Annotated in this window: 24 protein-coding genes; 9 read left to right on the forward strand and 15 right to left on the reverse strand. The window is 66.4% G+C overall.

Annotation, left to right across the window (positions count from 1 at the left end; translation table 11 throughout):
* Positions 1 to 35: 35 nt before the first annotated feature.
* The 6 genes from LRS08_RS15810 (at position 36) to mmsB (ending at position 6,013) form a co-directional block, all read left to right on the forward strand.
* A complete protein-coding gene (locus LRS08_RS15810) occupies positions 36 to 1,001 on the forward strand; it encodes a polysaccharide deacetylase family protein (protein ID WP_257842794.1) in 966 nt (321 codons plus the stop codon).
* Entirely contained in the window at positions 998 to 1,930 is a 933-nt protein-coding gene (locus LRS08_RS15815) for a polysaccharide deacetylase family protein (RefSeq protein WP_257842793.1), read from the forward strand. Before LRS08_RS15810 ends, LRS08_RS15815 begins: the two co-directional genes overlap by 4 nt.
* Before the next feature lie 23 nt (positions 1,931 to 1,953).
* Positions 1,954 to 3,102: an acyl-CoA dehydrogenase family protein gene (locus LRS08_RS15820; protein ID WP_257842792.1), complete on the forward strand. Its 1,149-nt coding sequence runs from the start codon at positions 1,954 to 1,956 to the stop codon at positions 3,100 to 3,102.
* The gene (locus tag LRS08_RS15825; protein ID WP_257842791.1) at positions 3,099 to 4,142 is read left to right on the forward strand and encodes an enoyl-CoA hydratase/isomerase family protein; all 1,044 of its coding nucleotides are present in this window, start codon (positions 3,099 to 3,101) and stop codon (positions 4,140 to 4,142) included. The genes LRS08_RS15820 and LRS08_RS15825 overlap by 4 nt, the downstream gene beginning before the upstream one ends.
* 116 nt (positions 4,143 to 4,258) lie before the next feature.
* The gene (locus LRS08_RS15830) at positions 4,259 to 5,032 is read left to right on the forward strand and encodes an enoyl-CoA hydratase (protein WP_257842790.1); all 774 of its coding nucleotides are present in this window, start codon (positions 4,259 to 4,261) and stop codon (positions 5,030 to 5,032) included.
* Between the two features lie 63 nt (positions 5,033 to 5,095).
* A complete protein-coding gene (gene mmsB, locus LRS08_RS15835; RefSeq protein ID WP_257842789.1) occupies positions 5,096 to 6,013 on the forward strand; it encodes a 3-hydroxyisobutyrate dehydrogenase in 918 nt (305 codons plus the stop codon).
* A 101-nt stretch (positions 6,014 to 6,114) separates the two neighbouring features.
* On the opposite strand, the gene LRS08_RS15840 is transcribed toward mmsB, so the two are convergent.
* The 10 genes from LRS08_RS15840 to fliG all read right to left on the reverse strand — a co-directional run bounded on the left by LRS08_RS15840 (position 6,115) and on the right by fliG (position 18,205).
* Positions 6,115 to 8,139, reverse strand: coding sequence for a putative bifunctional diguanylate cyclase/phosphodiesterase (locus LRS08_RS15840; RefSeq protein WP_257842788.1), 2,025 nt, complete (start codon positions 8,137 to 8,139; stop codon positions 6,115 to 6,117).
* Between the two features lie 129 nt (positions 8,140 to 8,268).
* On the reverse strand, positions 8,269 to 8,925 hold the full coding sequence (locus tag LRS08_RS15845) for a flagellar hook assembly protein FlgD (protein WP_257842787.1): 657 nt from the start codon (positions 8,923 to 8,925) through the stop codon (positions 8,269 to 8,271).
* 11 nt (positions 8,926 to 8,936) lie between these two features.
* Positions 8,937 to 9,281: a flagellar hook-length control protein FliK gene (locus tag LRS08_RS15850; protein WP_257842786.1), complete on the reverse strand. Its 345-nt coding sequence runs from the start codon at positions 9,279 to 9,281 to the stop codon at positions 8,937 to 8,939.
* On the reverse strand, positions 9,278 to 10,762 hold the full coding sequence (locus LRS08_RS15855; RefSeq protein WP_257842785.1) for a hypothetical protein: 1,485 nt from the start codon (positions 10,760 to 10,762) through the stop codon (positions 9,278 to 9,280). The genes LRS08_RS15850 and LRS08_RS15855 overlap by 4 nt, the downstream gene beginning before the upstream one ends.
* Before the next feature lie 105 nt (positions 10,763 to 10,867).
* A complete protein-coding gene (flhA, locus tag LRS08_RS15860) occupies positions 10,868 to 12,949 on the reverse strand; it encodes a flagellar biosynthesis protein FlhA (RefSeq protein WP_257842784.1) in 2,082 nt (693 codons plus the stop codon).
* Between the two features lie 13 nt (positions 12,950 to 12,962).
* Complete coding sequence (locus LRS08_RS15865) at positions 12,963 to 14,249, reverse strand: sigma-54-dependent transcriptional regulator (protein ID WP_260480938.1); 1,287 nt, start codon at positions 14,247 to 14,249, stop codon at positions 12,963 to 12,965.
* Between the two features lie 2 nt (positions 14,250 to 14,251).
* Complete coding sequence (gene fliN / locus LRS08_RS15870) at positions 14,252 to 14,626, reverse strand: flagellar motor switch protein FliN (RefSeq protein ID WP_260480939.1); 375 nt, start codon at positions 14,624 to 14,626, stop codon at positions 14,252 to 14,254.
* On the reverse strand, positions 14,623 to 16,242 hold the full coding sequence (gene fliF, locus LRS08_RS15875) for a flagellar basal-body MS-ring/collar protein FliF (protein ID WP_257842780.1): 1,620 nt from the start codon (positions 16,240 to 16,242) through the stop codon (positions 14,623 to 14,625). Before fliF ends, fliN begins: the two co-directional genes overlap by 4 nt.
* Positions 16,243 to 16,482: 240 nt before the next feature.
* On the reverse strand, positions 16,483 to 17,163 hold the full coding sequence (locus LRS08_RS15880) for a FliH/SctL family protein (RefSeq protein ID WP_257842779.1): 681 nt from the start codon (positions 17,161 to 17,163) through the stop codon (positions 16,483 to 16,485).
* A gap of 10 nt (positions 17,164 to 17,173) precedes the next feature.
* On the reverse strand, positions 17,174 to 18,205 hold the full coding sequence (fliG, locus tag LRS08_RS15885) for a flagellar motor switch protein FliG (RefSeq protein ID WP_257842778.1): 1,032 nt from the start codon (positions 18,203 to 18,205) through the stop codon (positions 17,174 to 17,176).
* Positions 18,206 to 19,252: 1,047 nt separating this feature from the next.
* Here fliG and LRS08_RS15890 point away from each other — a divergent pair.
* Entirely contained in the window at positions 19,253 to 20,971 is a 1,719-nt protein-coding gene (locus LRS08_RS15890) for a hypothetical protein (protein WP_260480940.1), read from the forward strand.
* A gap of 4 nt (positions 20,972 to 20,975) precedes the next feature.
* The gene (locus LRS08_RS15895; protein ID WP_257842776.1) at positions 20,976 to 21,392 is read left to right on the forward strand and encodes a flagellar basal body protein; all 417 of its coding nucleotides are present in this window, start codon (positions 20,976 to 20,978) and stop codon (positions 21,390 to 21,392) included.
* A 72-nt stretch (positions 21,393 to 21,464) separates the two neighbouring features.
* Here LRS08_RS15895 and LRS08_RS15900 read toward each other — a convergent pair whose 3' ends face one another.
* From LRS08_RS15900 to LRS08_RS15920, 5 genes are read right to left on the reverse strand one after another with little or no spacing between them, the layout of a single operon-like run.
* On the reverse strand, positions 21,465 to 22,262 hold the full coding sequence (locus LRS08_RS15900; protein WP_260480941.1) for a methyl-accepting chemotaxis protein: 798 nt from the start codon (positions 22,260 to 22,262) through the stop codon (positions 21,465 to 21,467).
* Entirely contained in the window at positions 22,186 to 23,001 is an 816-nt protein-coding gene (locus LRS08_RS15905; protein ID WP_260480942.1) for a hypothetical protein, read from the reverse strand. The genes LRS08_RS15900 and LRS08_RS15905 overlap by 77 nt, the downstream gene beginning before the upstream one ends.
* Positions 22,994 to 23,293 carry a hypothetical protein gene (locus LRS08_RS15910; RefSeq protein WP_260480943.1) on the reverse strand — a complete coding sequence of 100 codons (300 nt, stop codon included), beginning with the start codon at positions 23,291 to 23,293 and terminating at the stop codon, positions 22,994 to 22,996. Before LRS08_RS15910 ends, LRS08_RS15905 begins: the two co-directional genes overlap by 8 nt.
* The gene (locus LRS08_RS20355; RefSeq protein WP_409456259.1) at positions 23,290 to 24,000 is read right to left on the reverse strand and encodes a rod-binding protein; all 711 of its coding nucleotides are present in this window, start codon (positions 23,998 to 24,000) and stop codon (positions 23,290 to 23,292) included. The genes LRS08_RS15910 and LRS08_RS20355 overlap by 4 nt, the downstream gene beginning before the upstream one ends.
* Complete coding sequence (locus tag LRS08_RS15920) at positions 23,997 to 25,082, reverse strand: flagellar basal body P-ring protein FlgI (protein ID WP_257842773.1); 1,086 nt, start codon at positions 25,080 to 25,082, stop codon at positions 23,997 to 23,999. Before LRS08_RS15920 ends, LRS08_RS20355 begins: the two co-directional genes overlap by 4 nt.
* A gap of 105 nt (positions 25,083 to 25,187) precedes the next feature.
* On the opposite strand from LRS08_RS15920, the gene LRS08_RS15925 reads away from it, so the two are divergent.
* Positions 25,188 to 25,613 (forward strand): flagellar assembly protein FliX, encoded by a 426-nt coding sequence (locus LRS08_RS15925; protein ID WP_257842772.1) that lies wholly within the window; start codon positions 25,188 to 25,190, stop codon positions 25,611 to 25,613.
* The last annotated feature ends 36 nt before the right edge of the window (positions 25,614 to 25,649 follow it).

The following is a 25,649-nucleotide window of genomic DNA, read 5'->3' on the forward strand; positions in this document are numbered from 1 at the left end:
GCTAACCATCTCCCCGTGTCTGCGGGGGATGCGGCTTGGTTTGGCTGTTTCGGATTATCGTGGCGGTCGCGGCGCTCACCTTCATCGCGTGGGCGGCCCCGCTTGCGCTATCGGCGAGCGAGCCTGAGCGCGTGGACAAGCGCATCGCCATCACCTTTGACGACACGCCGCGCGGGGCGGGCGCGTTCCTGACGCTGGAGGAGCGCGGCCCGAAGCTGATCGCGGCGCTTCAGGCCGCGGGGGTGCGGCAGGCGGCGTTTTTTATCAACCCGTGCCGGCTGCAGAGCGACCGCGACGGTGCGCTGGTCCGCGCGTATGAAACCGCCGGTCATGTGATCGCCGACCACACATGCAGCCATCCCGGCCTGTCGCGGGTCAGTGCCGAACGCTATCTTGCCGATATCGACGCTTCGCAGGACTGGTTGCGCACCCGCCCGACCTATCGTCCGTGGTTCCGCTTCCCCTTCCTCGACGAGGGCGGGAGCAATCGGGTGAAGGCACAGGCAGTGCGCGACGGGCTGACCGCGCGGGGACTGATCAACGGCTATGTCACCGCCGATGGCTATGACTGGAACATGGAGCGGCTGACGATAGAGGCGAAGCGTGCGGGGCGGGTGATCGACATGGCGCGGCTGCGCGATCTGTATGTCGAGACTCACGTGGGTGCGGCAGAGTTCGCCGACCAACTGGCCGTGCGTGCCACCGGGCGGCATCCGGCACAGGTGCTGCTGCTCCACGAAACCGACCTTGCCGCATTGTTTCTGGCCGACATGGTCGCCGGGCTGCGCAAGGCGGGCTGGACCATCGTCACCGCCGACGAGGCGTTCGACGACCCGATCGCGCGCCGCACGCCACAGGTCGATTTCGCCAACGGCACCCGCATCCAGATGCTGGCGTGGGAAAAGGGGATCGAAGGCACGCGCTGGTACGACCGCACCGACGGCCCCACCGCCGACCGGCTTTTCGAGGCGCAGGTGATGCAGGGCGCGGCCGTCCAGTGAGGATCGTCGCAGCCCTGCTCGCCTGCCTGCTGCTCGCGCTTCCCGCTGCTGCGCAGAAGCGGATCGCATTGAGCTTCGACGACGCGCCGCGCGGGGCGGGAGCGTTCCTCGATCCCGATGCGCGGGCAAAGAAGCTGACCGCCGCGTTGAAGCGGGCCGGCCTCAAACAGGCGGTGTTCTTCGTGAACCCCGGCAATATCGGCAAGCCCGGTCATGGCGACGGCGCGGCCAATCTCGACCGCTATGTGAAAGCGGGCCATGTCCTTGCCAATCACAGCTGGTCGCATCCCAGGCTCGGCAGTACTGACGCCGACGCCTATCTCGCCGATCTCGACCGCGCCGAAGCTTGGCTGAAAGCGCGTCCCGGTTACCGCCCTTGGTTCCGCTTCCCGTTCCTCGACGAGGGCGGCAAGGACAAGGTGAAGCGCGACGCGATCCGTGCGGGACTGAAGGCGCGCGGCCTCATTAACGGATACGTCACCGCGGAATCGTCGGACTGGAACATCGAAAGCCTGACCATCGCCGCGAGACAGGCGGGCAAGACGATCGACATGAAGGCGCTGCGCGACCTCTATGTCGAAAGCCATGTCGAGGCGGCGGAGTTCTATGACGCGCTCGCGGTCAGGACGCTCGGCCGCTCCCCCGCGCATGTCATGCTGCTCCACGAAACCGACATCGCCGCCCTGTTCATCGGCGATCTGGTCCGGGGGCTGAAGGCAAAGGGCTGGACCATCATCTCCGCCGACGAAGCCTATGCCGACCCGCTCCGCGACGCCGCGCCCGACACCCCGCACGCTCAGGGCACGTTGATCGAGGCACTGGCCTGGGAAAAGGGCCTCCCCGCGCCGCGTTGGTACGAGCGCAACGACCTGCGCATCGCCAATCCGCTGTTTGCGCGGCGGGTGCTCGGCGAAACCCCCGCGCCCTGAATTTGTTTGAGAAACGGACCGATATGACCGACCAGCAATTCGACCTCACCGACGACCAGCGCGCGATTCAGGAGATGGCGCAGCGCTTCACCGCCGACGCGATCACCCCGCATGCGGCGGAGTGGGACGAGAAGCACATCTTCCCGCGCGACACGGTGAAGGCTGCCGCAGAGCTCGGCTTTGGCGCAATCTACGTCAGCGAGGAAAGCGGCGGGATCGGCCTTGGCCGGCTCGAGTCAGCGCTGATCATGGAGGCGATGGCCTATGGCTGTCCCGCGACCAGCGCGTTCATCTCGATCCACAATATGGCCGCATGGATGATCGACCGCTTTGGGTCGCAGGGGGTGAAGGACAAGTATCTGCCCCGCCTCGTCACCGCCGACTGGCTGGCGAGCTACTGCCTGACCGAGCCGTCCTCGGGCTCCGACGCTGCTGCGCTCAAGACCACGGCGAAGCGCGACGGCGACCACTTCATCGTCAACGGGTCGAAGCAGTTTATCTCTGGCGCGGGCGAGAATGAGCTGTACGTGACGATGGTCCGCACCGGCGTCGATGGACCCAAGGGTATTTCCTGCCTCGCCATCGAAAAGGACATGCCCGGCGTCAGCTTCGGCGCGAACGAGCGCAAGCTCGGCTGGCATGCCCAGCCGACGCGACAGGTGATGTTCGACAATGTCCGCGTCCCCGCCGAAAATCTGATCGGCGGCGAGGGCGAGGGGTTCCGCATCGCGATGATGGGCCTCGACGGCGGTCGCCTCAACATCGGCGCCTGCTCGCTCGGCGGGGCGCAGCGCTGCCTCGACGAGGCAATTGTCTATACAAAAGATCGCAAGCAGTTCGGCACCGCCGTGGCCGAGTTCCAGAACACCCAGTTCACCCTTGCCGACATGGCGACCGAGCTGGAGGCAGCCCGCGCTTTGCTATACCTCGCCGCCGCCAAGGTCACCGCCAACGCCCCCGACAAGACCAAGTTCGCCGCGATGGCCAAGCGTTTCGCGACCGACACCGGATCGGCCGTGGTCGACCGCGCGCTGCAGCTGCATGGCGGCTATGGCTATCTGATGGACTACCCGATCGAACGCTTCTGGCGCGACCTGCGCGTCCATTCGATCCTTGAGGGGACCAATCAGGTGATGCGGATGATCGTCGGGCGGGAGCTGACGCGGCAATGAGCGAAGACGTCCTGATTTCGGTCGAGGGCAAGGTCGGCCGCATCCGGCTCAACCGGCCCAAGGCCATCCATGCGCTCAACACCGGCGTGTGCGCCGCGATCCTCGACGCGCTGACCGCATGGCGCAGCGACACGGCGGTCGAGGCGGTAATGATCGATCATGCCGAGGGTCGCGGCTTCTGCGCGGGCGGCGACATCCGCATGCTGGCCACCAGCGGTGCGGACGATGGCGCAGCGGCGCGGGACTTCTTCCGCGTCGAATATCAGATGAACCACGCGCTGTTCACCTTCGTGAAGCCGATCGTCGCGTTCATGGACGGGATCACGATGGGCGGCGGCGTCGGCCTGAGCCAGCCCGCGCGGTTCCGGGTTGCGACGGAGAACACGAAGTTCGCGATGCCGGAGACCGGTATCGGCCTGTTCCCCGATGTCGGCGGCGGATGGTATCTGTCGCGTCTGCCGGGTCGCGTCGGCCAGTATCTCGCGGTCACCGGCCATCGGATCGACGGCGCGGAGTGCGTCGCGCTGGGCCTCGCCACACATTATCTCCCGTCGGACCGACTGTACGATGCCAAGGGGCGCATTCTGGCCGACCCGCAGACGATCGAAGCGGTGCTGGCCGACTTGGCCACGCCTGTCCCTGACGCCCGCATCCTCGCCCACCGAGAGGATATCGACCGGCTGTTCGCGCGCGATCATCTCGAAGACATCATCGCCGCGCTCGAAGCCGATCCGGGCGAATGGGCGATGCAGCAACGCGCCACCATCGCCGGCAAATCGCCGCAGTCGATGAAGGTCAGCCTCAAGCTTCTGCTCGACGGCGCGTCCATGCAAACCTTCGAGGATGAGATGCGGCAGGAATATGCGGTCGCCACGCGCGTCGTGCAGCGCCATGACTTCATCGAGGGCGTGCGCGCGCTCATCATCGACAAGGACAATCACCCGCGCTGGGACCCCGCCACGCCGGAGGGGGTCAGCGACCATCTGATCGACCAGATCTTCGCGCCGCTGCCCGAGGATGAGGCGTGGAGTCCAGCTTAACTCCCCTGCCGCTTGGGGGAGGGGCTTGGGGAGGGCCTGTCCTCCCGGACGTCGTTTGAGTTACAGGCCCTCCCCCGACCCCTCCCGCAAGCGGGAGGGGAGCAGAAGGAAACGAAATGACCTACAACACAATCCTCGTCGAACAGCGCGGCGCCGTCACGTTGGTGACGCTCAACCGACCGCAGGCACTCAACGCGCTCAACAGCGAAGTCCTGTCCGAATTGCTCGACGCCTTCGCCGCGTTCGACGCCGACCCGTCACAGGGCTGCGCCGTCCTCACCGGCAGCGAAAAGGCGTTCGCGGCGGGCGCGGATATCAAGGAGATGCAGGCGCAGGGCTTTGCCGACATGTACGGCCACAATTTCTTCGCCGGCTGGGACCAGTTTACCCGCACGCGCAAGCCGATCATCGCCGCCGTCTCCGGCTTCGCGCTGGGCGGCGGATGCGAGCTGGCGATGATGTGCGACTTCATCCTCGCCGCCGATACCGCCAAGTTCGGTCAGCCGGAGATCAAGCTCGCCGTCGCCCCCGGCATGGGCGGGTCGCAGCGCCTGACCCGCGCGGTGGGCAAGGCCAAGGCGATGGAAATGTGCCTCACCGGCCGCATGATGGGCGCGGAAGAGTCGGAGCGCGCCGGCCTCGTCAGCCGCGTCATTCCCGCCGCCGAACTGCTTGACGAAGCGCTCAAGTCCGCCGCGACGATCGCCTCGATGGCCCCGCTCGCGGTGCTGGCGAACAAGGAAATGGTCAACGCAGCGTTCGAGACGGGCCTGGCGCAGGGCGTCCAGTTCGAACGCCGCCTGTTCCACGGCCTGTTCGGCAGCGCCGACCAGAAGGAAGGCATGGCGGCATTCGTCGAGAAACGTCCGGGGAACTGGACGGGGAAATAGCCTTGCCGTCACCGCAGCGGAAGCTGGGGTTTCGTGCGGCAGAAGACCCCAGCTTCCGCTGGGGTGACGAAAGATGAGAGGAGCGCCGCAATGGCCCGCGTAGGATTTATCGGTCTCGGCAATATGGGCGGCGGGATGGCCGCGAACCTGGCGAAGGCGGGGCATGACGTGCGCGCCTATGACCTCAGCGAAGAGGCGCTCGCCCGCGCCAAGGCTGCCGGATGCCTGCCCGTGGCGAGCGCGGCCGAGGCGGCGCAGGGCGCGGAGGCGGTCATCACCATGCTGCCCGCCGGCAAGCATGTCGAACAGGTCTATGCCGACAGCGTGTTCGGCGCGGCGGATACCGGGGCGATCCTGATCGATTGTTCGACCATCGACGTCGATACCGCGCGCCGCGTCGCCGATGCGGCGGCGGCCAAGGGGCTGATGGCGGTCGACGCGCCCGTCTCCGGCGGGATCGCGGCGGCGGCTGGCGGCACGCTTACCTTCATGGTCGGCGGCAGCGATGCGGCGTTCGAACGCGCGGAGCTGTTCCTGTCGGACATGGGCAAGGCGGTGATCCATGCCGGTGGTAACGGCGCGGGACAGGCGGCGAAGATCTGCAACAACATGCTGCTCGGCGCGACGATGGTCGCGACCTGCGAGGCGTTCCTGCTCGCGCGCAAGCTCGGGCTCGACCCGCAGACCTTCTACGACATCAGCTCGGTCTCATCGGGGCAGAGCTGGTCGATGACCAGCTACGCGCCACTGCCCGGAGTCGGCCCCAAATCGCCCGCCGACAACGATTATCAAGGCGGCTTCGCGGTCGGGCTGATGCTCAAGGATCTGAAGCTGGCGATGGAGGCGGCCGAAACGGTCCACGCCGACACGCCGATGGGGGCGCGTGCTGCGGAGCTCTATGCGAAGTTCGCCGATGCGGGCCATGCCGGGATGGATTTTTCGGGCATCATCCGGATGCTGGAGGCGCGCGGCGAGGGCTGAATCCTGGAGCAGTTCGCGCTGAGAAAGCAGCATCTTCCATTGACCCGACACCAGGGATGGCGCTTCGGCGCGCTCAGCGCAAACGGTGTGGGGATTGAGCGTTAGTGCAGGTGGGTCGCGGCAGGCAACAGCCGTGGCCGTTCCGCTGCGGGCATCGCGACAGGCGCAGTCTCGCGCTCGCCGCGCAGCACGCTGCCCATCGGTGCGGGGCGACCGAGCAGATAGCCCTGCGCATAGCGGCAGCCGAGCAAGCTCGCCTCCATCAGCTGTGCCTCGGTCTCGATCCCCTCGATCACGCAGTCGAGGCTCAGCGAATGGGCCAGTCCGCGGATCGCCGCAATCATCGCGCGACCCGATTGGGTGGTCATCCCTGCGGCGAAGCTGCGGTCTACCTTGAGGATGTCGAGCGGAATCTGGTGCAAGATGCCCAGGCTCGAATAGCCGGTGCCGAAATCGTCCAGTGCGACGCGCACCCCCAATGCGCGCAGCTGCTCCAGCACTGTCCGTGCCCCGTCGATGTCCGACATCAACGTGGTCTCGGTAATCTCGAAAGTGAGTCGTGCCGGCTCGATCCCGCTCGCGACGATCATCCGGGTCAGCTCGCGGATCGTCTCTGGCGATGCGATGTCGTGCACCGACAGGTTGAACGATACGCCGACCCCTGTTGGCAGGCGTTCGGCCTTCGCGAGGAGCTTGGCGAACAGGATTAGCGTCACCTGATTGATCAGCCCCAGCCGCTCGGCCATCGCGATCAGCCGGTCGGGCATCACCAGCCCCAATTGTGGCGAATGCCAGCGCGCCAGGGCCTCGACGCTCGCCAGCGTCATGCTGCGCGTTTCGTAGATCGGCTGGAACAGCAGCGACAACTCCGCACTCAGGTCGGCGGCGCGGAATGCAGCCTCCAGTTGTAGCTCATCGCGGATCATCGCCTCATGCTCGGCGGAAAAGATCACGCACTCGCCGCGCTCGTGCGACTTGGCGTGGTACAGCGCATAGTCGGACCGGTCGAACAGCGCATGGGCGTTGCGCCCGGCATCGGGGTAGACCGCCAGCCCGATCGAACATCCAACGCGCAACGACGCGTCGTGGATCATCATCGGCGCACAGATCGTCTCGCGAAGACCCGCCAGCCGTGCGCGGGCAGTCGATGCGTCGCCGTCGATCAGGATACCGAACTCGTCGCCGCCCAGCCGGGCGATCATCAGTTCCTCGCCACAGAATCCCGACAGCCGACGGCCCAGCTCGCTGAGCAGTCGGTCGCCGGTGGCGTGGCCGAATGTGTCATTGATCGGCTTGAATCGGTCGAGGTCGAGGACACCGACACAAAAGGGTGCGCGTCCATTCGCCTCACGCTCGGTCAGACAGGCATCGAGCCGGGCGAAGAAATGGCGACGATTGGGGAGGCCGGTCAACGAATCCGTCTGCGCCAGCAGCTGGTTCTCGTCACTCAACCGGCTCGCCTGCGACCGCTCGTCACGCAATGCCTGTTGCGATTGGACTAGGTCGACGAACATCCGGTTCGACCCGATCAGGATTTTGGACATCACGGCGGTGACCAGCGCAATGTTGAGCGCGGTGAAGATCGCGGGAAGGCTGCCAGTGCTCAGGCAATAGAGCGCATAGGGGGTGACGACCGCCGCCGCGAGCATTGCTGCAGCGCGCGGCACATGCATCAGGCAGAGCATGCAGCTGAGCAGGGTTACCGCCAGCGCGACCGCGACATGGCCGCGCATCGCCCCGGCCGAGAACCAGTCGAGCGCGATCACCCAGATGGTGAACCCGCCGCCAATCGCGAGTGCGACGATCTGGGTACGGCGGTTGCGTCGCGCCGCTTCCGCTTCGCTCAGTTCGGCAGGTGTCGGCGCGCGCAGCCAGTGGATCATCCGCAGCACCGCGATCCCGACCAGGATCAATGGGATGCCTTGGGCGATCCAGCGGCTTGCAGTATCGCCATGGCTGATCGCCAGCGTACCGGCATTGGCGAAGAGGAGGAGGTAGAGCCAGGGAATCTGACGGCGCAGCTGCTCATACTGCGCTAGCGGCAGCGACTGTGCGTTGGACGCGGCGGGAGGAAGGGGTGGTCGGTGCATCGGCGCGGTTTGCGCCTCTCCGATTGCCAGTCCCATCTTAACGAACCCTCAAAGCTCGAAGGTCGGAGCGTGGCACCGATCGCCAGCAGGGGAGAAGGCGATCGGCGTCCACGCTCCGGGTGCACTATAGAGGTTCGGCATCGCGCCCGGTCCTGTCTGCGCCGATTACTGCGTCAGGCGGACCAGCGTCGCAGCGTTATAGAATACGCCGTTGACCTGGAACGTCATGCCCGATGCGTCCTGCGCCACTTCCTTGACGAGGCCGCGGGCGGAGATCGACACCGGCACGCTCGATCCGGTCGTGTCCTTGGCGGCGATCTCCAGCTTATACTCGCCGTCGCGCGCGCGGGTTCCATTGGGGAGCGTGCCGTCCCAGACCAGTTCGCCTTCCGATCCGGTCAGGTTGATCGTGTGGACGGTTGCGCCCGATGCGTTCTTGATCGTCGCGACGACCGAGTCTGCGGGGCGGGTGGTGGCATAGGTCCATTGCGCCGGGCTGTCGGCGGTCAGGCCCGCCTGGTCGCTACCGAAGCTCGCGACCTTGCCGACCACTGACGCCGCGCCGACGAGATTGTCTGAGGTGAGCGCGGTCAGGATCGACTTCAGCGATGCGTTCTGCTGGATCGACTGCTCGATCTGGGAGAACTGGACCAGCTGCGCGGTATATTCCGACGTATCCATCGGATCCATCGGATCCTGATTCTGCATCTGGGTGGTGAGCAGCTTCAGAAACATCGTCGAATCTGCGGCGAGTTTGGACAGGGCGTTGCCAGCATTGGTGCTGGTCGCTGCATTGGCTGCGGTGGCGGCGTCGACGGCCATGATCGGCTCCTTCAGGCGACGAGATCGACCCGGCCCGAGCTGCGGACCTGGACGGGGGATGGGATTGACGATGCTGCTGCATCGTCTTCGGAGAGATAGGCGCGGCTTGCGACGCGGCGGCCCTGCTGGGACTGCTGGTCGTTCTGGCCAAAGCCGCGTTGGTCGAAGCGCAGGCTCTGGTCGTCGGCGCGGAAGCCGGCATCGTTGAGCGCGCGGGTCAGGCTGTCCGAATCGCGGCGCAACAGATCGAGCGTCGCAGGCTGGTCGGCGGTCACCTCGGCGGTCAACTGGCGCGCCTCGTCCATCCGTAACCGGACCTCGATCTTGCCCAACTCGCCAGGATCGAGCCGGATCACCAGCACCTCGCCAGATCCGGTATCGGCATGGCGAACGATCGCCAGGCCGACATCCTCACCGATCGCGCTCGCCCGCGCGCGCGGCTCTGCGGCGGCGGCGTCGCTGGTGGCGTGTGCGGCGTCAGGCACCGGGGGGCGGCCAGCGGGTCGAAGGCAGGGATTGGCCCGGCGGAGATTGGCGGCGGCGTTGGTGCCGATTGCTGCGGCGCGGACTGGCGGCTGCCATCCCGGTTCATCGTGTCGCTCGACCCATTGCCGCTGGCCCGCGTGCCATCGGCATCGGCGTCGGATATCGGCTCGTCAGCCACCACGCCCTCGAATGCGTCGTCATCGACAGGCATGTCGACCACGATGTCCGACGCGGCAGGTTCGGTCGTGCGTGCGGGTTCGGTTGCGCGGGGAGCGACCGGGGCGGGCGCGGCGGCGGCCTCAGCTTGCGGCTGCAGCGGCGCGGGATTGGTTTCGACCGTCGGCACCGCCAGGCTGGCCGCAGCGAGCGCGAACGGCTGGGCTGGCGTTGCAGATGCGTCGTCGCTGGTTGCAACGGCGAGCGGATCGACAGCGGTTTCGGTCAACACCGGCGCTGCTTCAACCGGTGCAGCCATGGGGCCGGTCGCGACGGGAACGATCGGTACTTCCGGCACCGGTGCGGCCAAGTGGCGGGGACTGTCGGCGACCGGCACGCTACCGTCGTTCACGACCGGAGCAGCCTTCGGCTCACTGATCTCGTGCACCGGTTGGATGATTGTCACCGACTCGCCGGGCGAAGGAACGACAGGCGCTGTCCGGAGGGGCCGGGCCGTGAGCGCGTCGACCGGCCTCGATCGGGCTACGGGCGCTACGTCGACCGAGGTGTCGGGACGGCCCATCGTCGTCGCGGTGTCGCCGTTGCCATCGCCATTCTTAGCAGGCGCAGGCACAGGCACAGGCCCAGTGACCAGCACAGGGACAGGTGCAGGGACGGGGACAGGCATCGGGACAGCCTCAGTCTGGGTCGCCTTTGCGCCCTGATCTGGGTGGTCGACCGCCGCTACTGTCTCGAGAACAGGTCCAGGCACGGGTTCTGGCATCGTGCGTGGCGCGTCGCGCGCAGTCATGCTCTCATCTGCGGGCGAGGGCGCGGGCCGGGCCATCGGGACGTGTGCTTCGGGAAGCGTCGCCGTCGGCAGCGCGGATGTATCGGGAAGCGGCGCTGCCATCGGCATTGCGGGCGTCTCGGAAACCGGCGTTGCGACAGGGGCGACGGCTGCGGCTTCCAGCACGATTGGCGCTGCTACCTGATCGGCAATACTTTGCAATTCGGGCAGCGCGGTCTCGACCGGCTGTGCCACCGCACCATCGGCGAGGCCCAGATAGGGCGTCGTGCCCTGGGGCACCACCGAAACCGTCACCGGGTTCCCCGTGGCCGCTTGCGTCACCGGTGTCGTGCCCAGCCCCAGCATTGCCGCGAATCCGGGATCGGCCTGCGGCATCGCGGTCAAGCTCGGGGGCGATCCAGCACCCGTCGTGACGGACGCGGAAAAGGGCAGAAGGTTCGGCACCATAGACGGATCATAGAAGTGTGGGACGGTTTCCGGTCGCACGGCTTAGCCAATCGTGCCGAGCGCGCGCACCCGGGCGCGGGCATGGATCTCGTTCTGCGACAGGACGACGGTCGCAGGGCGGACACGCTCGATCACGCTGCGAACGAACGGTCGGATCGTGGGATTGGTGAGGAGGCAGGGAATTTCCCCGCTGTTCGCCATCCGGTCATAGGTGTCGCGGACCGCAACGATGAAGCCCTGAAGCATCGACGGCGGCATCGCGAGGTGGCGCTCGTCGCCCATGCCCAGGATGTTCTCCGCGAATGCGGCATCCCATTCGGGCGACAGGGTCAGAATCGGGATCGAACCATCGCGCGCCTGATGCGCCGAGATCTGGCGGGCGAGCCGTGCGCGGACATGTTCGGTGATCTGCGTCAGATTCTGGGTGATCGGCGCGGCTTCAGCGATACCCTCAAGGATCGTCGGCACATCGCGGATCGACACGCCTTCGCCGAGAAGATTCTGCAGGATACGCTGCACGCCCGAGATCGAGATGCGCGCCGGGATGATCTCTGCGACCAGCTTGGCCGAGTCGGTATGGACCTCGTTGAGCAGCTTCTGCACCTCGGTGTAGCTCAGCATATCGGCGATATTGTCCTTGACCAGTTCGGTCAGGTGCGTGGTGATGATCGTGCCCGCATCGACGACGGTGAGGCCTCGGAATCCCGCTTCCTCGCGCAGCTCGCGGTCGATCCAGAGCGCAGGCAGGTTGAACACCGGCTCGCGCGTCGGCTCGCCTGGAATGCCCGCCGGGCCTTCGCCGGGGTTGATCACCAGCAGACGATCGAGCCGGATCTCGCCGCGCGCCGCCTCGGTCTCCTTGATGTAGATGATGTACTGGTTCGCCTGCAGCCCCATATTGTCGATGATGCGGACCGAGGGGAGGACGAAGCCATATTCGGTCGCCATCTGGCGGCGCAGCGCGCGGACCTGATCGTCGAGGCGCGGTTCGCGCGCTGCGTCATTGATGATCGGGAGCAGGCCATAGCCGATCTCGATCCGCACCGCGTCGATCGCGAGCGTGCGCGAGATAGGCTCCTCCACGACCGCAGCGGCTTCGGCTTCCTCGACCTGCGCCATTCGCTCGGCAACGCGGGCGCGCTCCTTGGCCTTCTTCGATAGATACCACGCGGCATAGCCCGATGCTGCCGCAAAGGCGAAGAATGGGATGAACGGCAGGCCCGGCATCAGCGCAAGCAGGCCCATCAGCACCGCGACCATGCCGAATGCCTGCGGGTAGCGACCGAGCTGCTCGCCCAGCGCCGCGCCAGTCTTGCCCGCCTGGCTACCCTTCGACACCAGCAGGCCGGCTGCTGTCGAGACGATCAGCGCGGGGATCTGGCTAACCAGGCCATCGCCGACGGTCAGGAGCGTGTAGCTCTGGAAGGCGGTGCCGAAATCGACGCCATGGATTGCGACGCCGATGATCAGGCCGACGATCACATTGATCGCGGTGATCAGCAGGCCGGCGATCGCATCGCCCTTCACGAATTTCGATGCACCGTCCATCGAACCGAAGAAGCCGCTCTCGGCCTCAACTTCGCTTCGGCGCGCGCGCGCCTGTTCCTCGGTGATCATGCCGGCTGACAGGTCGGCGTCGATTGCCATCTGCTTGCCGGGCATCGCGTCGAGGCTGAAGCGCGCGGCCACTTCGGCGATGCGTCCTGCACCCTTGGTGATCACGACAAAGTTGATGACCACCAGAATCGCGAAGATGGTGAGGCCGATCACCATCTGCCCGCCGATCAGAAAGTCGCCGAACGCCGCGATCACGCCGCCCGCCGCATGCGGCCCTTCATGCCCGTGCGACAGGATCAGGCGGGTCGAGGCCAGGTTGAGACCGAGGCGCAGCATCGTCGCAATCAGCAGGATTGTCGGGAAGGACGACAGCTGGAGCGGCTTTTCGATGAACAGCGCGGTCATCAGGATCATCGCCGACAGCGTGATCGAGAGCGCAAGCCCAAGGTCGAGTAGCCAGCCCGGCATTGGCAGGATCAGCATGCCGATAATCGAGATGACGCCGACCGCCAGCGCGATGTCGCGCGTTGCGCCGATACGGGTCAGGAAAGCAGAGATCGAGTCCATGATTCAGCTTTCGTCAGGTTGCCGGGACGACGGCGATGCCGGCCTCGACAAAGGCTTTGAGCTTGTTGCGCATCGTGCGCACCGAAATGCCCAGGATCTGCGAGGCCGAAGTGCGGTTGCCCTGGCACCGCTCCAGCGTTTCGAGGATCAGCTGGCGTTCGACTTCCTCGACCGTCTGGCCGACGAACGACGCGATCAGCGGCTTGCCCGCCGCCGAAGCGGGCGGCGCGAGCCGCGACCCGTCGGCGAGCACGATCGCCTCCGGCCCGATATAGCCGTCGGGCGAGAGCAACACCGCGCGGTGCATCGCATCCTGCAGTTCGGCGACATTGCCCGGCCATTCATAGCTGGTCAGCAGCGTTTCGGTCGCCGGGTCGATCAGCGGCGAGGGCAGGCACTGCATCGCCGCGAAGCGCGCTGCGAAGGTCGCTGCGAGCAGGCGGATGTCGCCGCCGCGCGCGCGCAGCGGCGGCAGCGCGACGGTGGCAAGCGCGAAGCGGGCGAGCAGGTCGCTGCGAAACTGTCCCGCATCGACAAGAGCGGCCAGGTCGCGACGCGTGCTGGCGATGACGTTGGGCGCACCCGGCGCGGTCATTGTCTTCAGCACGCGCAGCTGAAGCGGGGCGGGAAGGCGGTCGATGTCGCGGATGAACAGCGTGCCGCCGGTCGCGGTCGAAAAGGCGCCACGACGACCAGCCAGCGCGCCTTCGAACGCTCCCGCTGCATGTCCGAACAGTTCGGATTCAAGAACGTCGGCGGCGACGCCGTTGCATTCGACGGTGATGAACCCGCTGCGGCCCGACGCGGCGTGGGTGGCGTGCGCGACGCGCTCCTTACCCGTGCCGCGCTCGCCGCTGATCAGGATCGGGGCGTGCGCCGGTGCCATTGCGCGGGCGAACTCCAGCGCGCGCAGCCAGCTAGGATCTTCGCCCACCATCGGCGCGAAATCGGCCTGTGCCATCTGCGCGATGGCAGCGGCGATCAGCTCGCGGTCGGGGGGCAGGGGAATGTAGTCGCGCGCGCCGGCGCGGATCGCGGCGACCGCGCGCTCGGCCGGGGCGTCGATGCCACAGGCGAGGACGGGCACCGCGAACCGCTCGACGATCAGCGCGCGCATGAAACTCGGCACGTCGCTGTCGACGTCGATCATCACCAGCCCCGCGCCGGTCTCGCGCAGGTGCACAAGCGCTTCGGTCGCCGTCTCGGCGATCATCACCTCGGCACCTAGGCTTTGCGCCATGCGCGCGGCCTCGCCGAACGGACCGCTGCTGGCACCGACGATCATCAGGCGAAGCTGCATGATCAGCCGTCCTGGCGCACGATTTCGGTGAGCGTCACGCCGAGTGCGTGGTCGACCAGCATCACTTCGCCGCGCGCTACCAGCCGGTTGTTGACATAGACGTCGACCGGCTCGCCGACGCGGCGGTCGAGTTCGAGCACCATGCCAGACTTCATCCGGATCAGCTCGCCGACCGGCACGCGGGCGCGACCGAGCACCGCCTGAACGCGCACCGGGACTTCGTTGACGGCGGACAGCGAGGTGCCGTTGCCGAGTTCGGCGGAAGGGCCGTCGAGATCGAATTCCTCGAACGATGGCGGCGTGTCGGTTTCGATCATCGCACCGGGCTCGGGGCTGCTGAACGGGTCGCCGGTTTCGGACATCGGGGTCTCCATCATGCGTTCATCCACTGGCGGATCACTGCGGTCGCTTCAGGCGCGTTGCCGGCGACCATGTCGCCCACCTTGCGCAGATGCGACGCCTTGATCTGGCCATCGACATTGTTGAGCTGGACATCGTGGTCGAGCAGCGGGACGTCGGGCTTTGTGCCCTGCATCGCCTCCAGCTGCTTGAGTGCCTCGGGGTCGCCATCGGCGGCCTGCTGCGCGATGGCCAGCATCTCGGCATTCTTGTCGCTCGGCAGCATCGGCGGTGCGGCGGGATCGCCCGCCGCCTCCTTGTTGGCACGCGAGCGGAGCATGCGCAGCACGATCAGGCCGATCGCGCCGACCAGCAGGATCTTGAGCAGTCCAACCACCTGGTCCGACGTGAAGTAAGAGTACCAGCTGGACTGCGCATCGGCCGGTTCCGCAGGGGCGGCAAAGGCCAGGCTTTCGACCACGACGCTGTCGCCGCGCTCGGTGTCGATGCCCACGGCATTCTCGACCAGCCGGGTCAGCTGCGCCTTGCGCGCTTCGGGCAGGCCGGCCGCACCGCCGTCGATGGTGACCGCGACCGACAGGCGGGTCAGCTTGCCCGGTTCGCGCGTGACGATGCTGCGGGTCGAGCTGTTGGCATAGGTCGTGTCTTCGGAGTTTTCCTTGCGCGCCTGCTGGCTGGTCTGGCCACCCGCCGCGCCGACCGGCTGCTGCTGCGCCTCGGGCAACTGGTTGCCGACGGTGACGGCCTGTTCTTCGTTGTTCTCGCGGCTCTGATCGTCGCTCTCGACCGTCACCTGGCGTGCGATCACCTGCTTGTCGGGATCATAGACGTTGGATTCCTCGCGGGTCGCGTCGCGATCAATCTGTGCGGCGACTTCGGCGCGGACCTTGCCCTGGCCGACGACGGGCTCGAGCAGCGCGATGATTTCCTCGCGCATCTTCGCCTCGATCTGTGCCTGGCGCTCGTCGACGCTGCCGCCGCCTGCCGCGCCCTGTTCGCCCGCGCGAGCAAGCAACGCACCCGACTGGTCGACGATTGACACCGATTCGGGCGACAATTCGGGAACGGCGGAGGAAACAAGGTAGCGGATCGCCTGAATCGTTTCGGCGGGCAGGCGGCCCTTGGTCTTGACCGTGACCGATGCGGTCGCCGCGCGTGCCTCGGCGGCGAACATTGCGCGCTCGGGCATGACGATATGGACGCGCGCGCCCGACACCGCATCGAGGCTCTGGATCGAGCGGACAAGCTCGCCCTCGATTGCGCGGGTTTCGTTCATCTTGGCGCGGCTCGCCGAAACGCCGAACGGCTGTTCCTGGTCGAGCACTTCATAGCCGATCTTGCCGCCCAGCTTCTCGCCGGCCATCGCCATGCGCAGCTCGGCGAGCTTGTCGACCGGTGCCATCACGGCGGTGCCGTCGGCGGACAGTTCGAAGGGGACGTTCTGCGACTTGAGCTTTTCGGTGATCGCAGCTGCGGCCGAGGGATCAAGATCGGTGTAGAGGAACCCCATGGTGGTGTTCTCGCCACGCAGCGCGACCATCGCCAGCGCCGCCATGATCAATGCCGCGACGCCGCCCATGATGATGAGCCGCTTGGCCCCCAATTGCGCGATCAGCCCTTTAACCTGCTCCAAGCGGCACCCTATCAGCGACCCGGGACGGCATGTCCCTCGGATCAATTATAGATGCGTCGCGGGCGGCAGGTTTTGCCGGTGGGAAAAAATTGCCGAGTGGGTTTCGGACCGGTGCCGCACCTCATCCAGCGGAGTTGTCTCGAAGCAAAAACGCCCCCGGACGGGGGAGTCCGGGGGCGTTCGAATGCGGAGGGGGCCGGGCAGGGGAGCCGAGCCGTCCGACACATTAAGTATAGAGGATCAGGCCGCCTTCCTGTCGTCGACGGGAAAAAGATTGTTGAGTTCGTGCAGCACTGCGGCTTCGCGCATTCCCCGGTCGAGCACCATCCCGCCCTCGTCCCATTCGATCCGCGCGTCACCAGGCGCCAGGGTCGCGTCATGGGTGACGTGCAGGTTGAGGCGGCGGCGGTCATTGGCCTGGCGGTCCGCGATCCGCTCCTCGATCTGCACGGCCATGTCGGGGTGAACGCGCACGATCAATTCGGTTCCGCGTGCGACCTGCGCCAGCGCGCGGCCAATCGCGTCGTCGATTGCCTGGGCGGGAGAGGCGAGCAACGGATGACCGGCAAGATGTTGTGCCACCGTCAGCACCAGTTCGGCGGCCTCGCGCGCGGTGTCCGCTCGGAAACCGGCGCGCTCCTCGACCATGCCCTCCACTTCTGAATGGAGCGCGTCCATCGCAGCGAGCAGCGCGGTCTCGCGATCCGACCGGGCGGCGTCCATTCCCGCCTGAAAGGCGTCGGCGCGCGCCCGCGCCAACTCTTCATTCTGCATCTTGCGCAAATGCGCCAGCTCGTCCTCAAGCGACTCGATCTTGATGACCAGCGAGATCGTGTCGTCATGTTCGACGGTGCGGTTGACCTCGCGCGCGGTGAACACGCGGTCGAAGCCGAAGGGCCGGGTGCTGAAAGACATATCCATGGGGCGCACCTCAGATGATCATCGTGTCGTCGCTCTTGGGATCGACCAGCACGATCTCCCCCATATCGGCGAGGTTCTTGGCAAGGCGGACCAAGGCAGTCTGTGCCTCTTCGCAATCGCGCGCGCGCACCGGTCCCATCGAGGACATGTCCTCGCGCAGCAGCTTTGCCGAGCGTTCAGTCATCGTGGAGAAGAACAGCGAGCGGATATTCTCCGGCGCGCCCTTCAGCGCCAGCGCCATCTGACGCTTGTCGGCCTGGCGGACGATGACCGCGATCGACGCGGGCAACAGGCCGCCCAGATCCTCGAAGGTGAACATCAGCGATCGGATACGGTCCGCGGAATCGGGTGAGCGACCGTCGAGCGCGGAGAGCATGCTTTCCTCGGTTGAGCGATCCATCGCATTGAAGATCTCGGCCATCGCTTCATGCGGGTCGCGGCGCTGGGCGCGGGCGAAGTTGGCCATGAATTCGGTCTTCAGCGTCGCCTCGACCTGCGCCAGAACTTCCTTCTGCACCGTTTCCATGCGCAGCATTCGTTGCACCACGTCGACCGCGATGTCGCGCGGCAGCGCGCCGAGCACGCGCGCTGCATGGTCGGACTTCAGCTTGGACAGGATGACGGCGATGGTCTGGGGATATTCGTTGCGCAGATATCCAGCCAGCACGCCTTCGTTGACGTTGGACAGCTTGTCCCACATCGTCCGGCCCGACGGACCACGGATATCCTCCATGATCTCCTTGACCCGGTCGGAATCGAGCACGCTGTTGAGCAGCCGTTCGGTCGTCTCGTAGGAGCCGTGGCACGAGGTCATCGACGACATTTCGGCCTGGAACTGGTTGAGCAGGTGTTCGACCAGGTTCGACGGGATCCGGCCGAGCTGCGACATGCTCTGCGACAGCTCCTTAACCTCGTCGATCGACAGCTGTTCCCAGATCGGGGCGCCGTGTTCCTGGCCGAGCGCCAGCATCAGCGCGGCGGCACGCTCGCGCATGTTCAACCGCTTAAATTCTGGCGGTTCCACGACCGGAGTCATCATCATCGTTATAGTCCCCTGCATTTATTCGTGGTTAACCCGTCGGGATCGCGCACGACCCCTCTATTATGGACTCGAAAGGGGGTTCCCGGTCGCGTGAGGACAGCAAGATGAACATCAATTCGGGATTGGCAGGGTTGACCCTGCTGGGTGCCGATACGAGCTGGTTTTCGGCGTCGGGGGGCCTGACGATCGAGAGCAAGGCCGTACGTGAGGCCAAGGCCCAGTTCACCTTGCCCGAAACGACGCCGCCCTGGCGTCAGGCCGGCCCCTCGGGCTCGATTTCGACCCAGGTCGCCGAAATCCGCCGTCTTGCCACGATCATCGACAAGCCGCTGACCGGCCACCGCGCGCTGCCCACCGATGTCCAGACCGCGTTTACGACCTGGAAGGCGCTCGACCGGCTCAACCTTCTCGCCGAGACAGCTGCCAAGCCGGGGTTGAGCGCGAAGGAGCGAACGCAACTCGCCACGACCTTCGCCAAGGGGCTGGCCGATCTCCAGACCTATATGGGCACGGCGCCATCCGATAAGTTGGAGCTGTCGTTCGGCCAGCCGGTGCGGCGTGCCGACAGCGCGGCCGTGGTGCCGGGTACCGATCGGCTGAGCGTCAGCGTCACCGGCAAGGGCGTCGTCGCGAAACGCGATGAGGTGCTGTCGCAAATGTCGGGGACCGAGCGGTTCCGGGTGACGCTGGAGCGCGGCAGCTCGATCGACACGGTGGTGATCGACCTGGGTACGTTGCCCGAGCCGCCGACGCTCGACAGCATCGCCAATCTCGTCAACCAGGCGATCGCCAACATTCCGATGCGCGATGCCAATGGCGATGTCGTGCTCGACACCAATGGCGACCCGACCCCCAAATGGAAGGTCAGTTTCGAGCCGAAGAAGACCGAAGACGGCTGGGCGATGAGCATCAACCGTCAGGGGCTGGAGACGGTGTCGATCGATCAGGTCGACGCCCCAGACCTCGCTGATCGTTGCCACCGGCCGCACGGGACTCGAAACACCGACCGCCGCGCGCGTGTTGCGCATCGACGATCCCGAAGCGGCGATGACCAACAAGACGCTGGCAACGATCGAGGCGAAGGATCGCCTGACGACCAAGGCGGTGGCGACCACCACCGACGCCATTGCGACCGATGCCGATGGCTTTGCCTATGTCGTCGGCACCGCGTCGGGCGATCTCGACGAACTGCGGGCCGCCGGGACGCAGGATCTGTACCTCACCAAGATGGACAGCCTCGGCAATGTTGTCTGGCAACGCGCTTTGGGTGCCGCCGACAGCGCCTCGGGCGCGGCAGTCACGGTGGCGGAAAATGGCGATGTGGTCGTCGCCGGCACTGTGTCAGGCAATTTCGACGGGACCAGCGCCGACGCGGATATGCTCGTTGCGCGCTATGGCAGCAATGGCGACGAGATGTTCGCCAGCCGCATCCGATCGGTTGGTGAGGATCGCGCGACCAGCATCGCGATCGCCGACGACGGCGCGATCCTGGTCGGCGGGCGCGCGGGGCAGGGCGGGGGCGACGCCTTTGTCGCCCGGCTCAGCGGCACCGGCGCGGTGAGCGCGCGGGTCAAGCTCCCCGGCGCCGGGGACGAGAGCATCACGGCAATGGCGATGACCGCCGATGGCCGCCTCGCTGCCCTCACCAAGGAAGGCGCGACTTCGAAGCTGCATTTCCTCGACCCCGCAAATCCCGCGACCGTCCTGGGTACGGTGGATCTGGGTACCGCCGACGCGCGTGCCATCGCGATTGCGCCCGACGGATCGATCGCGATCGGCGGGACGACGCTTTCGGCGCTGCCCGGAGCGCAGGTCAACGGCACCAGCGGTGGCCGCGACGGTTTTGTCGCGCGTCTCGCCGCAGACGGATCGGGCATGGCGGTGACCTATCTCGGCACTGCGGGCAACGAACAGGTCGACAGCGTCGCCTTTTCCAATGGCAAGCTTTATGTGGGCGGTCGTACCACCGGCGATCTCGGCGGGACGCGCAGCGGTCCGACTGATGGCTTCGTCGCGCGGATCGATCCGGCGACGGGCGGAATCGAGAAGATCACCCAGTTCGGCCAGCCGACCTTGCGCACCGAACCGGTCCGCCTCGCCGCCTCACAGGGCGGGACGAGCAAAGTCGATGCCCTCGGCTTCGGGCGCGGTGTGGCCACCCCCGACGGGTCGCTCAAGCTCACTACCGGGACCAGCCTGCGCGCGGGTGACAGCTTCCAGATGCGCGTCGCCGGTGGCGTCCTGCGCACGATCACGATCGGCAAGGACGAAACGCTGACCACGCTGGCCGACAAGGTGCGCAAGATCACCGGGGCCAAGGCGCTGGTGACCACGCCCAGAAAGGACGATGGCGCGATGCTGCGCGTTTCGCCCAAGGCGGGGGTCGATATCGAGTTTATCGCCGGTCCGGCGGGCCGCGACGCGCTCGAAAAGCTCGGCCTTCCCGCCGCACGCGTATCGGGCATGGAACCGCTCGACCCCAAGGGGCCGCGGGTGCGCCCGGGCGGCAGCTTTGGCCTTGGCCTCAATCCGTCGCTGTCGATCGCCGACACCAAGTCCGCGAAAGAGACGCTCGCCAAGCTCAAATCCGCGCTGTCCATGTCCCAGACGGGTTATCGCTCGCTATATTGGGATGATACCAAGCTCGCGATGGTCGAGGGCGCCCGAAAGGGCGGAAGCACCGCGCGCGAACAGGCGCAGCTCGCCAACTACCAGGCGGCGCTGAGTCGGCTCGGCTCCGGTCCCTCGACTTCCATAGGGTTCTGAAACCATGACCGACCTGATCGGCGGGATCGCCCGCAACATGAAGCACCTCTCGGAACGCCAGCGGGTGATTTCCGAGAATATCGCGAACAGCGAAACGCCGGGTTTCAAGGCGCGTGACGTGCGCACGCCTGACTTTAGCGACCTGGTCAATGCCGGTGCCAGCAGCGCCGGGATCGCGCGACCGCGGGTTCAGATCACCGGCAGCATGGCCGCACTCGGCGCGCGCGCGCCGATTTCGGCGGGGAGCATGATGCTCGATGCGAACACCAGCGAGACCAAGCCCGACGGCAACAATGTGACGCTGGAAGATCAGTTGCTCAAGATGGGCCAGATCCAGGCCGACTTCGCCGCGATGACCAGCCTCTACCGCAAGAGCCAGGGACTGATGCAGTCGGCGCTTGGCCGCAAGGGCGGCGGCTGACACCGTTTCCGAACACACAAAAGGGGGCCGTCCCGGCTGGGGCGGCCCCTTTTTGTTTGCCGGTCCCGAGGTTCAGGCCGCGTGGCGCAGTCCGGGTGCCGCATCGTCCTCGAGCGCGAACCGCTCGGTCAGCCGTGCCAGCGCGCGTGCCTCGTCGGACAGGGCACGTGCGGCTGCATTGCTTTCCTCGACCATCGCCGCATTCTGCTGGGTGAGCTCGTTGAGCGTGGTGAACGCCGAACTGACCTCACTCAGCGCGCTGGCGTGCGATCCGTAATCCTCGGCCATGCCGGTCAGCAGCCGGTGGACGCCCTCGACCACCTGTTCGATGCCGTTGAGTGCACCATCGACCTGGCCGATCGCGGTGACCGCATTCGCCACCTGATCCTGGGTAGAGGTGAGCTGTTCGCGCGCGCGTTTGGCCTCTTCCTCCGAGCGCATCGCGAGCTGGCCGACAAGGTCGGCGACCACCGCAAATCCGCGCCCGGCCTCGCCCGCGCGTCCCGCCTCGACGGCAGCGTTCATCGCAAGGACGCGGGTCTGGAACGCGATCTTGTCGAGCCCTTCGATGACACCGTCGATACCCCTGGCGCTCACCGCAACCTGCTCCATCTGTTGCACTGCGCCGTCAGTGACGCTGCGGCCTAGCCGTACGCTGTCGATCGCCTCGTCGGCGCGTTCCACAGTCTCACGCACGGTGGCGTTGCCGTTGCTCAGCCGCGTGTCGATCTGGACGATGGCGGCTGAAGCCTCCTCGATCCGCGCGCTGGTGCGTTCGCTGCGCGCGGCGAGATCACCGGCGGCGTGCGCGATCTGTGTCGAATTGCCGTCGAGCTGTGATGCTCCGCTCGACACCGCTTGAACCAGCATGCGCAGCGACCTCGATCGCCTGGTTGAAGTGCGCTTGAATTGCCGCATAGCTCACCGGCATCGTGCCCGCGATGCGATGATAGAGTTCGCCCCGGCTCAGCCCCTCCAGCCCGCGTGCCAGCGCGGCGGTGGCGCTTTCGAGTTCGGACATGCGCAATTCGCGCTCGGCGGTGATTGCGGCTTCGGTTGCACGCTGCGCCGCATCCTTCTGCGCGACCGCGTCGAGCAGGGCGACGACGCGCGCGGAGATGAAGACCAGCGCTCCGGCTTCGGCCAGCAGAATCGCGGCGTGCATCAGGATGCGCACGATCGATGTGCCGCCAAGGAACACCCAGTCGGGCACCGCCATGCCAAGGATCAGGTGATGTACCGCGACGACCAGCGTGGCGCCGATGATCGCTCGCCAGTCGCACAGCACTGCGGTGATCGCGAGTGCGGCAAAGAACGCCATGTGCAGGTCGACCTGCCACGCCATGCCGCGAAACGCGAACAGCATCAGCGCGGGGATCGCGACGACCGCCATGCTGACGGCGATGCGCGCGGTGCTGTCGGTCGCACCCTTTCTCCAGAGCCAGGTGGGGTAGGCGAGCAGTGCGACCAGCGCGATTGCGACGGTCACAAAGCTGTCGGCACCGGTCACCAGCATCCCTGCGAGCAGCGCGACCGACAGGGCGGCGGCAACCGCCATCACCAGCGTCAAACCCGCCTTGCGGATTGCATCTAGCGTCAGCTCAGTCATTCCATCCGTTCCTTCCGGTGCAGCCCACAGGCCGCGCGGCGAGTACGATGGCGCCGTGGCTCCACGTCTCCCGCATGATTGCATCCCTGTTTCCGGTGACGATCAGCGATCCGCGCACCGGTCCCGTGCCGAGCAGATCCGCATCGGCGCGAGCAATCCAGTCGATCATCTCGGCCTGACGCGCAGGCATGACCGGCACGATCAGCATCGCACCCGTGCGCGGGGGAGCGGCCGTGGCGATCAACGGAACTGCGAGCGGCACCGCCAGCGCGGCGATCAGACCGGGCTTCAAAAGCTGGCGTTGACCGAGATCGGCACCGCCACCCCGGTTCCCGTCATCGCGCCCGACGCGCCATAGGCGGCGCTGCCGCTACCGTGGCGGCGGCGGGCGTCGGCGGCGATTTCCCCCATCATTTCGTTCGACAGGTCGATCTGGCGCTTGAGCGTCGCGCCGTTGGTGGCGCAAATATCGCGCAGCTGCCCGGCGAGCGTTGCCAGCTCGGCGCGGGTGTCAGCGTCCAGCGCCTCGCGCCAGGCGGGGTTGGTCCGGTCGAGCCGTGCGACTTCTGTGTCGACCGCGCCGACCAGGCGGGACTTGGCCTGGACCAGCTCGGCGATTTCGCCGCGACGGCCATGCTGAAGCAGCAATGTTTCCTCCGCGCTGATCGACGCCAGTGAGCGGAACAGGTCGAGGAGTTCAGTTTCCATCCGGATTGCCCCCTGGAGCTTGATGATCTGGTCCATGACTGCGGGCGCGAGGCCGATGCCGCCCTTGGCGGCGATCGCGGTCCCCAGGTTCTCGGCGAGCACGCCGCGGAACATCTGTTCGCCATGCCCGCCGGAAAACTCGCCCTCCTCGACGCTTTCGAGCATCAACTGGGTCATCTGGCCGATGAACACCGCTTCGAACGCCTGCGCGGTCTCCTTGCTCTTGGGTTTGGGGACGCTGGGCGCGGTGCCGGTGGTCGCGGCGGCGGGTGTGGAAAGGGGGCTCATCATTGCACCTCGATGTCGGCCTGGAGCGCGCCGGCGCTCTTGATAGCCTGAAGGATGGTAATCAGGTCGCGGGGGCTGACGCCGAGCGCGTTGAGGCCCGCAACCAGCGCGGCGAGAGAGGTTTCGCCGCCCAGCGTTCCGAGCGAACGACCGGTGCCGTCATCGACCGTGACCTGGGTGCGCGGCACGACCTGGGTCTGGCCCTGTGACAGCGGCGCGGGCTGCGACACTTGCGGCGATTCCGCGACGCTGATGGTCAAGCCGCCCTGCGCGATCGCGACCGGGCTGACGCGGACATTGGCGCCCATCACCACCGTGCCCGAGGCTTCGTTGACAATCACCTTCGCCGGCTGATCGACACGGACCGGCAGGTTTTCGATCCGCGCGACCAGGTCGACCACCGATCCGGGAAAGCCGGGGCCGGGCTTGATTTCGACCGTCGCGGGGTCGAGCACCTCGGCGGTCCCCGCAAAGGCCCCGTTGATCGTGCCCGCAATCATGTTCGCGGTGGTGAAATCGGGATTCTTGAGCGCCAGCTTGAGGCTGGTCGAGCTGCGCAGCGCAAAGGGTACTTCGCGCTCGATGATCGCGCCATCCGCGATTCGGGCAGAGGTGGAGACGCCACGGCTGATGCTCGCCGCCGCGCCCTGTGCCTTGAAGCCGGAGACCGAGACCTGGCCCTGCGCGACCGCGTAGATTTCGCCGTCGAGTGCACGGAGCGACGAGGCGATCAGCGTCCCGCCCTGAAGACTGGTGGAATCGCCGATTGCGGATACGGTGACGTCGATCCGCGATCCAGCGCGCGCGAAGGGCGGCATGGTCGCGGTGATCGATACCGCCGCGACGTTCATCGTCTTGAGCTGCGATCCGCGCACATTGACACCCATCCGCTCCAGCATCGCCTGCATCGATTCCTCGGTGAAGGGGGTGTTTCGCGTGCGGTCGCCAGTGCCGGCGAGGCCGACGACGAGGCCATATCCGACCAGCTGGTTGGGGCGGACATTCTCGATATCGACGATGTCCTTGATCCGGTGCGTGCTGTTCGCAGCGGCAGTGCCGGGCACCGCGAGCGCGAGGGCCAGCATCAGGAGTGTCAAAATGCGCATAAACCTGTCCATCGTCTCCGGAACCGCGTTAATCTTCTTATAGAAAGGGAAAGGCCCTTCCGGTCTTCGCGGAGAACAGAAGCAGTGCGTATCGAGGGTGTCCCGATGCCGGTCCAGATGGTGCTCAATGCACTGTCGAAGTCCGACGCCGCCCTGCGCCTGACGCTCCCGAAAATGGAGATGCCCGAAGCGCCCCAGCAGGGGCAGCAGGCCGCCCCGACCTTGCAGGCATCGACCACGGTCCATGTCCTGCTCGCCGCAGCCACCGCATTGGAAACCCCGCAGGAAAAGCGCCGCCGCGAGGCGCGCCCGGCCGCACGCGGGCTCGAGATTCTCGACCAGCTTCATGCTGCGGGGGTGAAGGGCGTGCCCGAGGAAAAAGCACTCGATGCGCTCGCTCAATGGGCGGCCGCGTTCGAGATGCCCGAAGACCCAGCGCTCGCCGACATCGCCCGCGAAATCGAGCTGCGCGTCCGCGTCGAGCTGGCGAAGCACGACCGCACGGTCTGACCCCGAATCTCAAGAGAGATGGTTAACGGGTGATCT

The organism is Sphingomonas sp. J315 (assembly GCF_024666595.1).
GTDB lineage: Bacteria > Pseudomonadota > Alphaproteobacteria > Sphingomonadales > Sphingomonadaceae > Sphingomonas.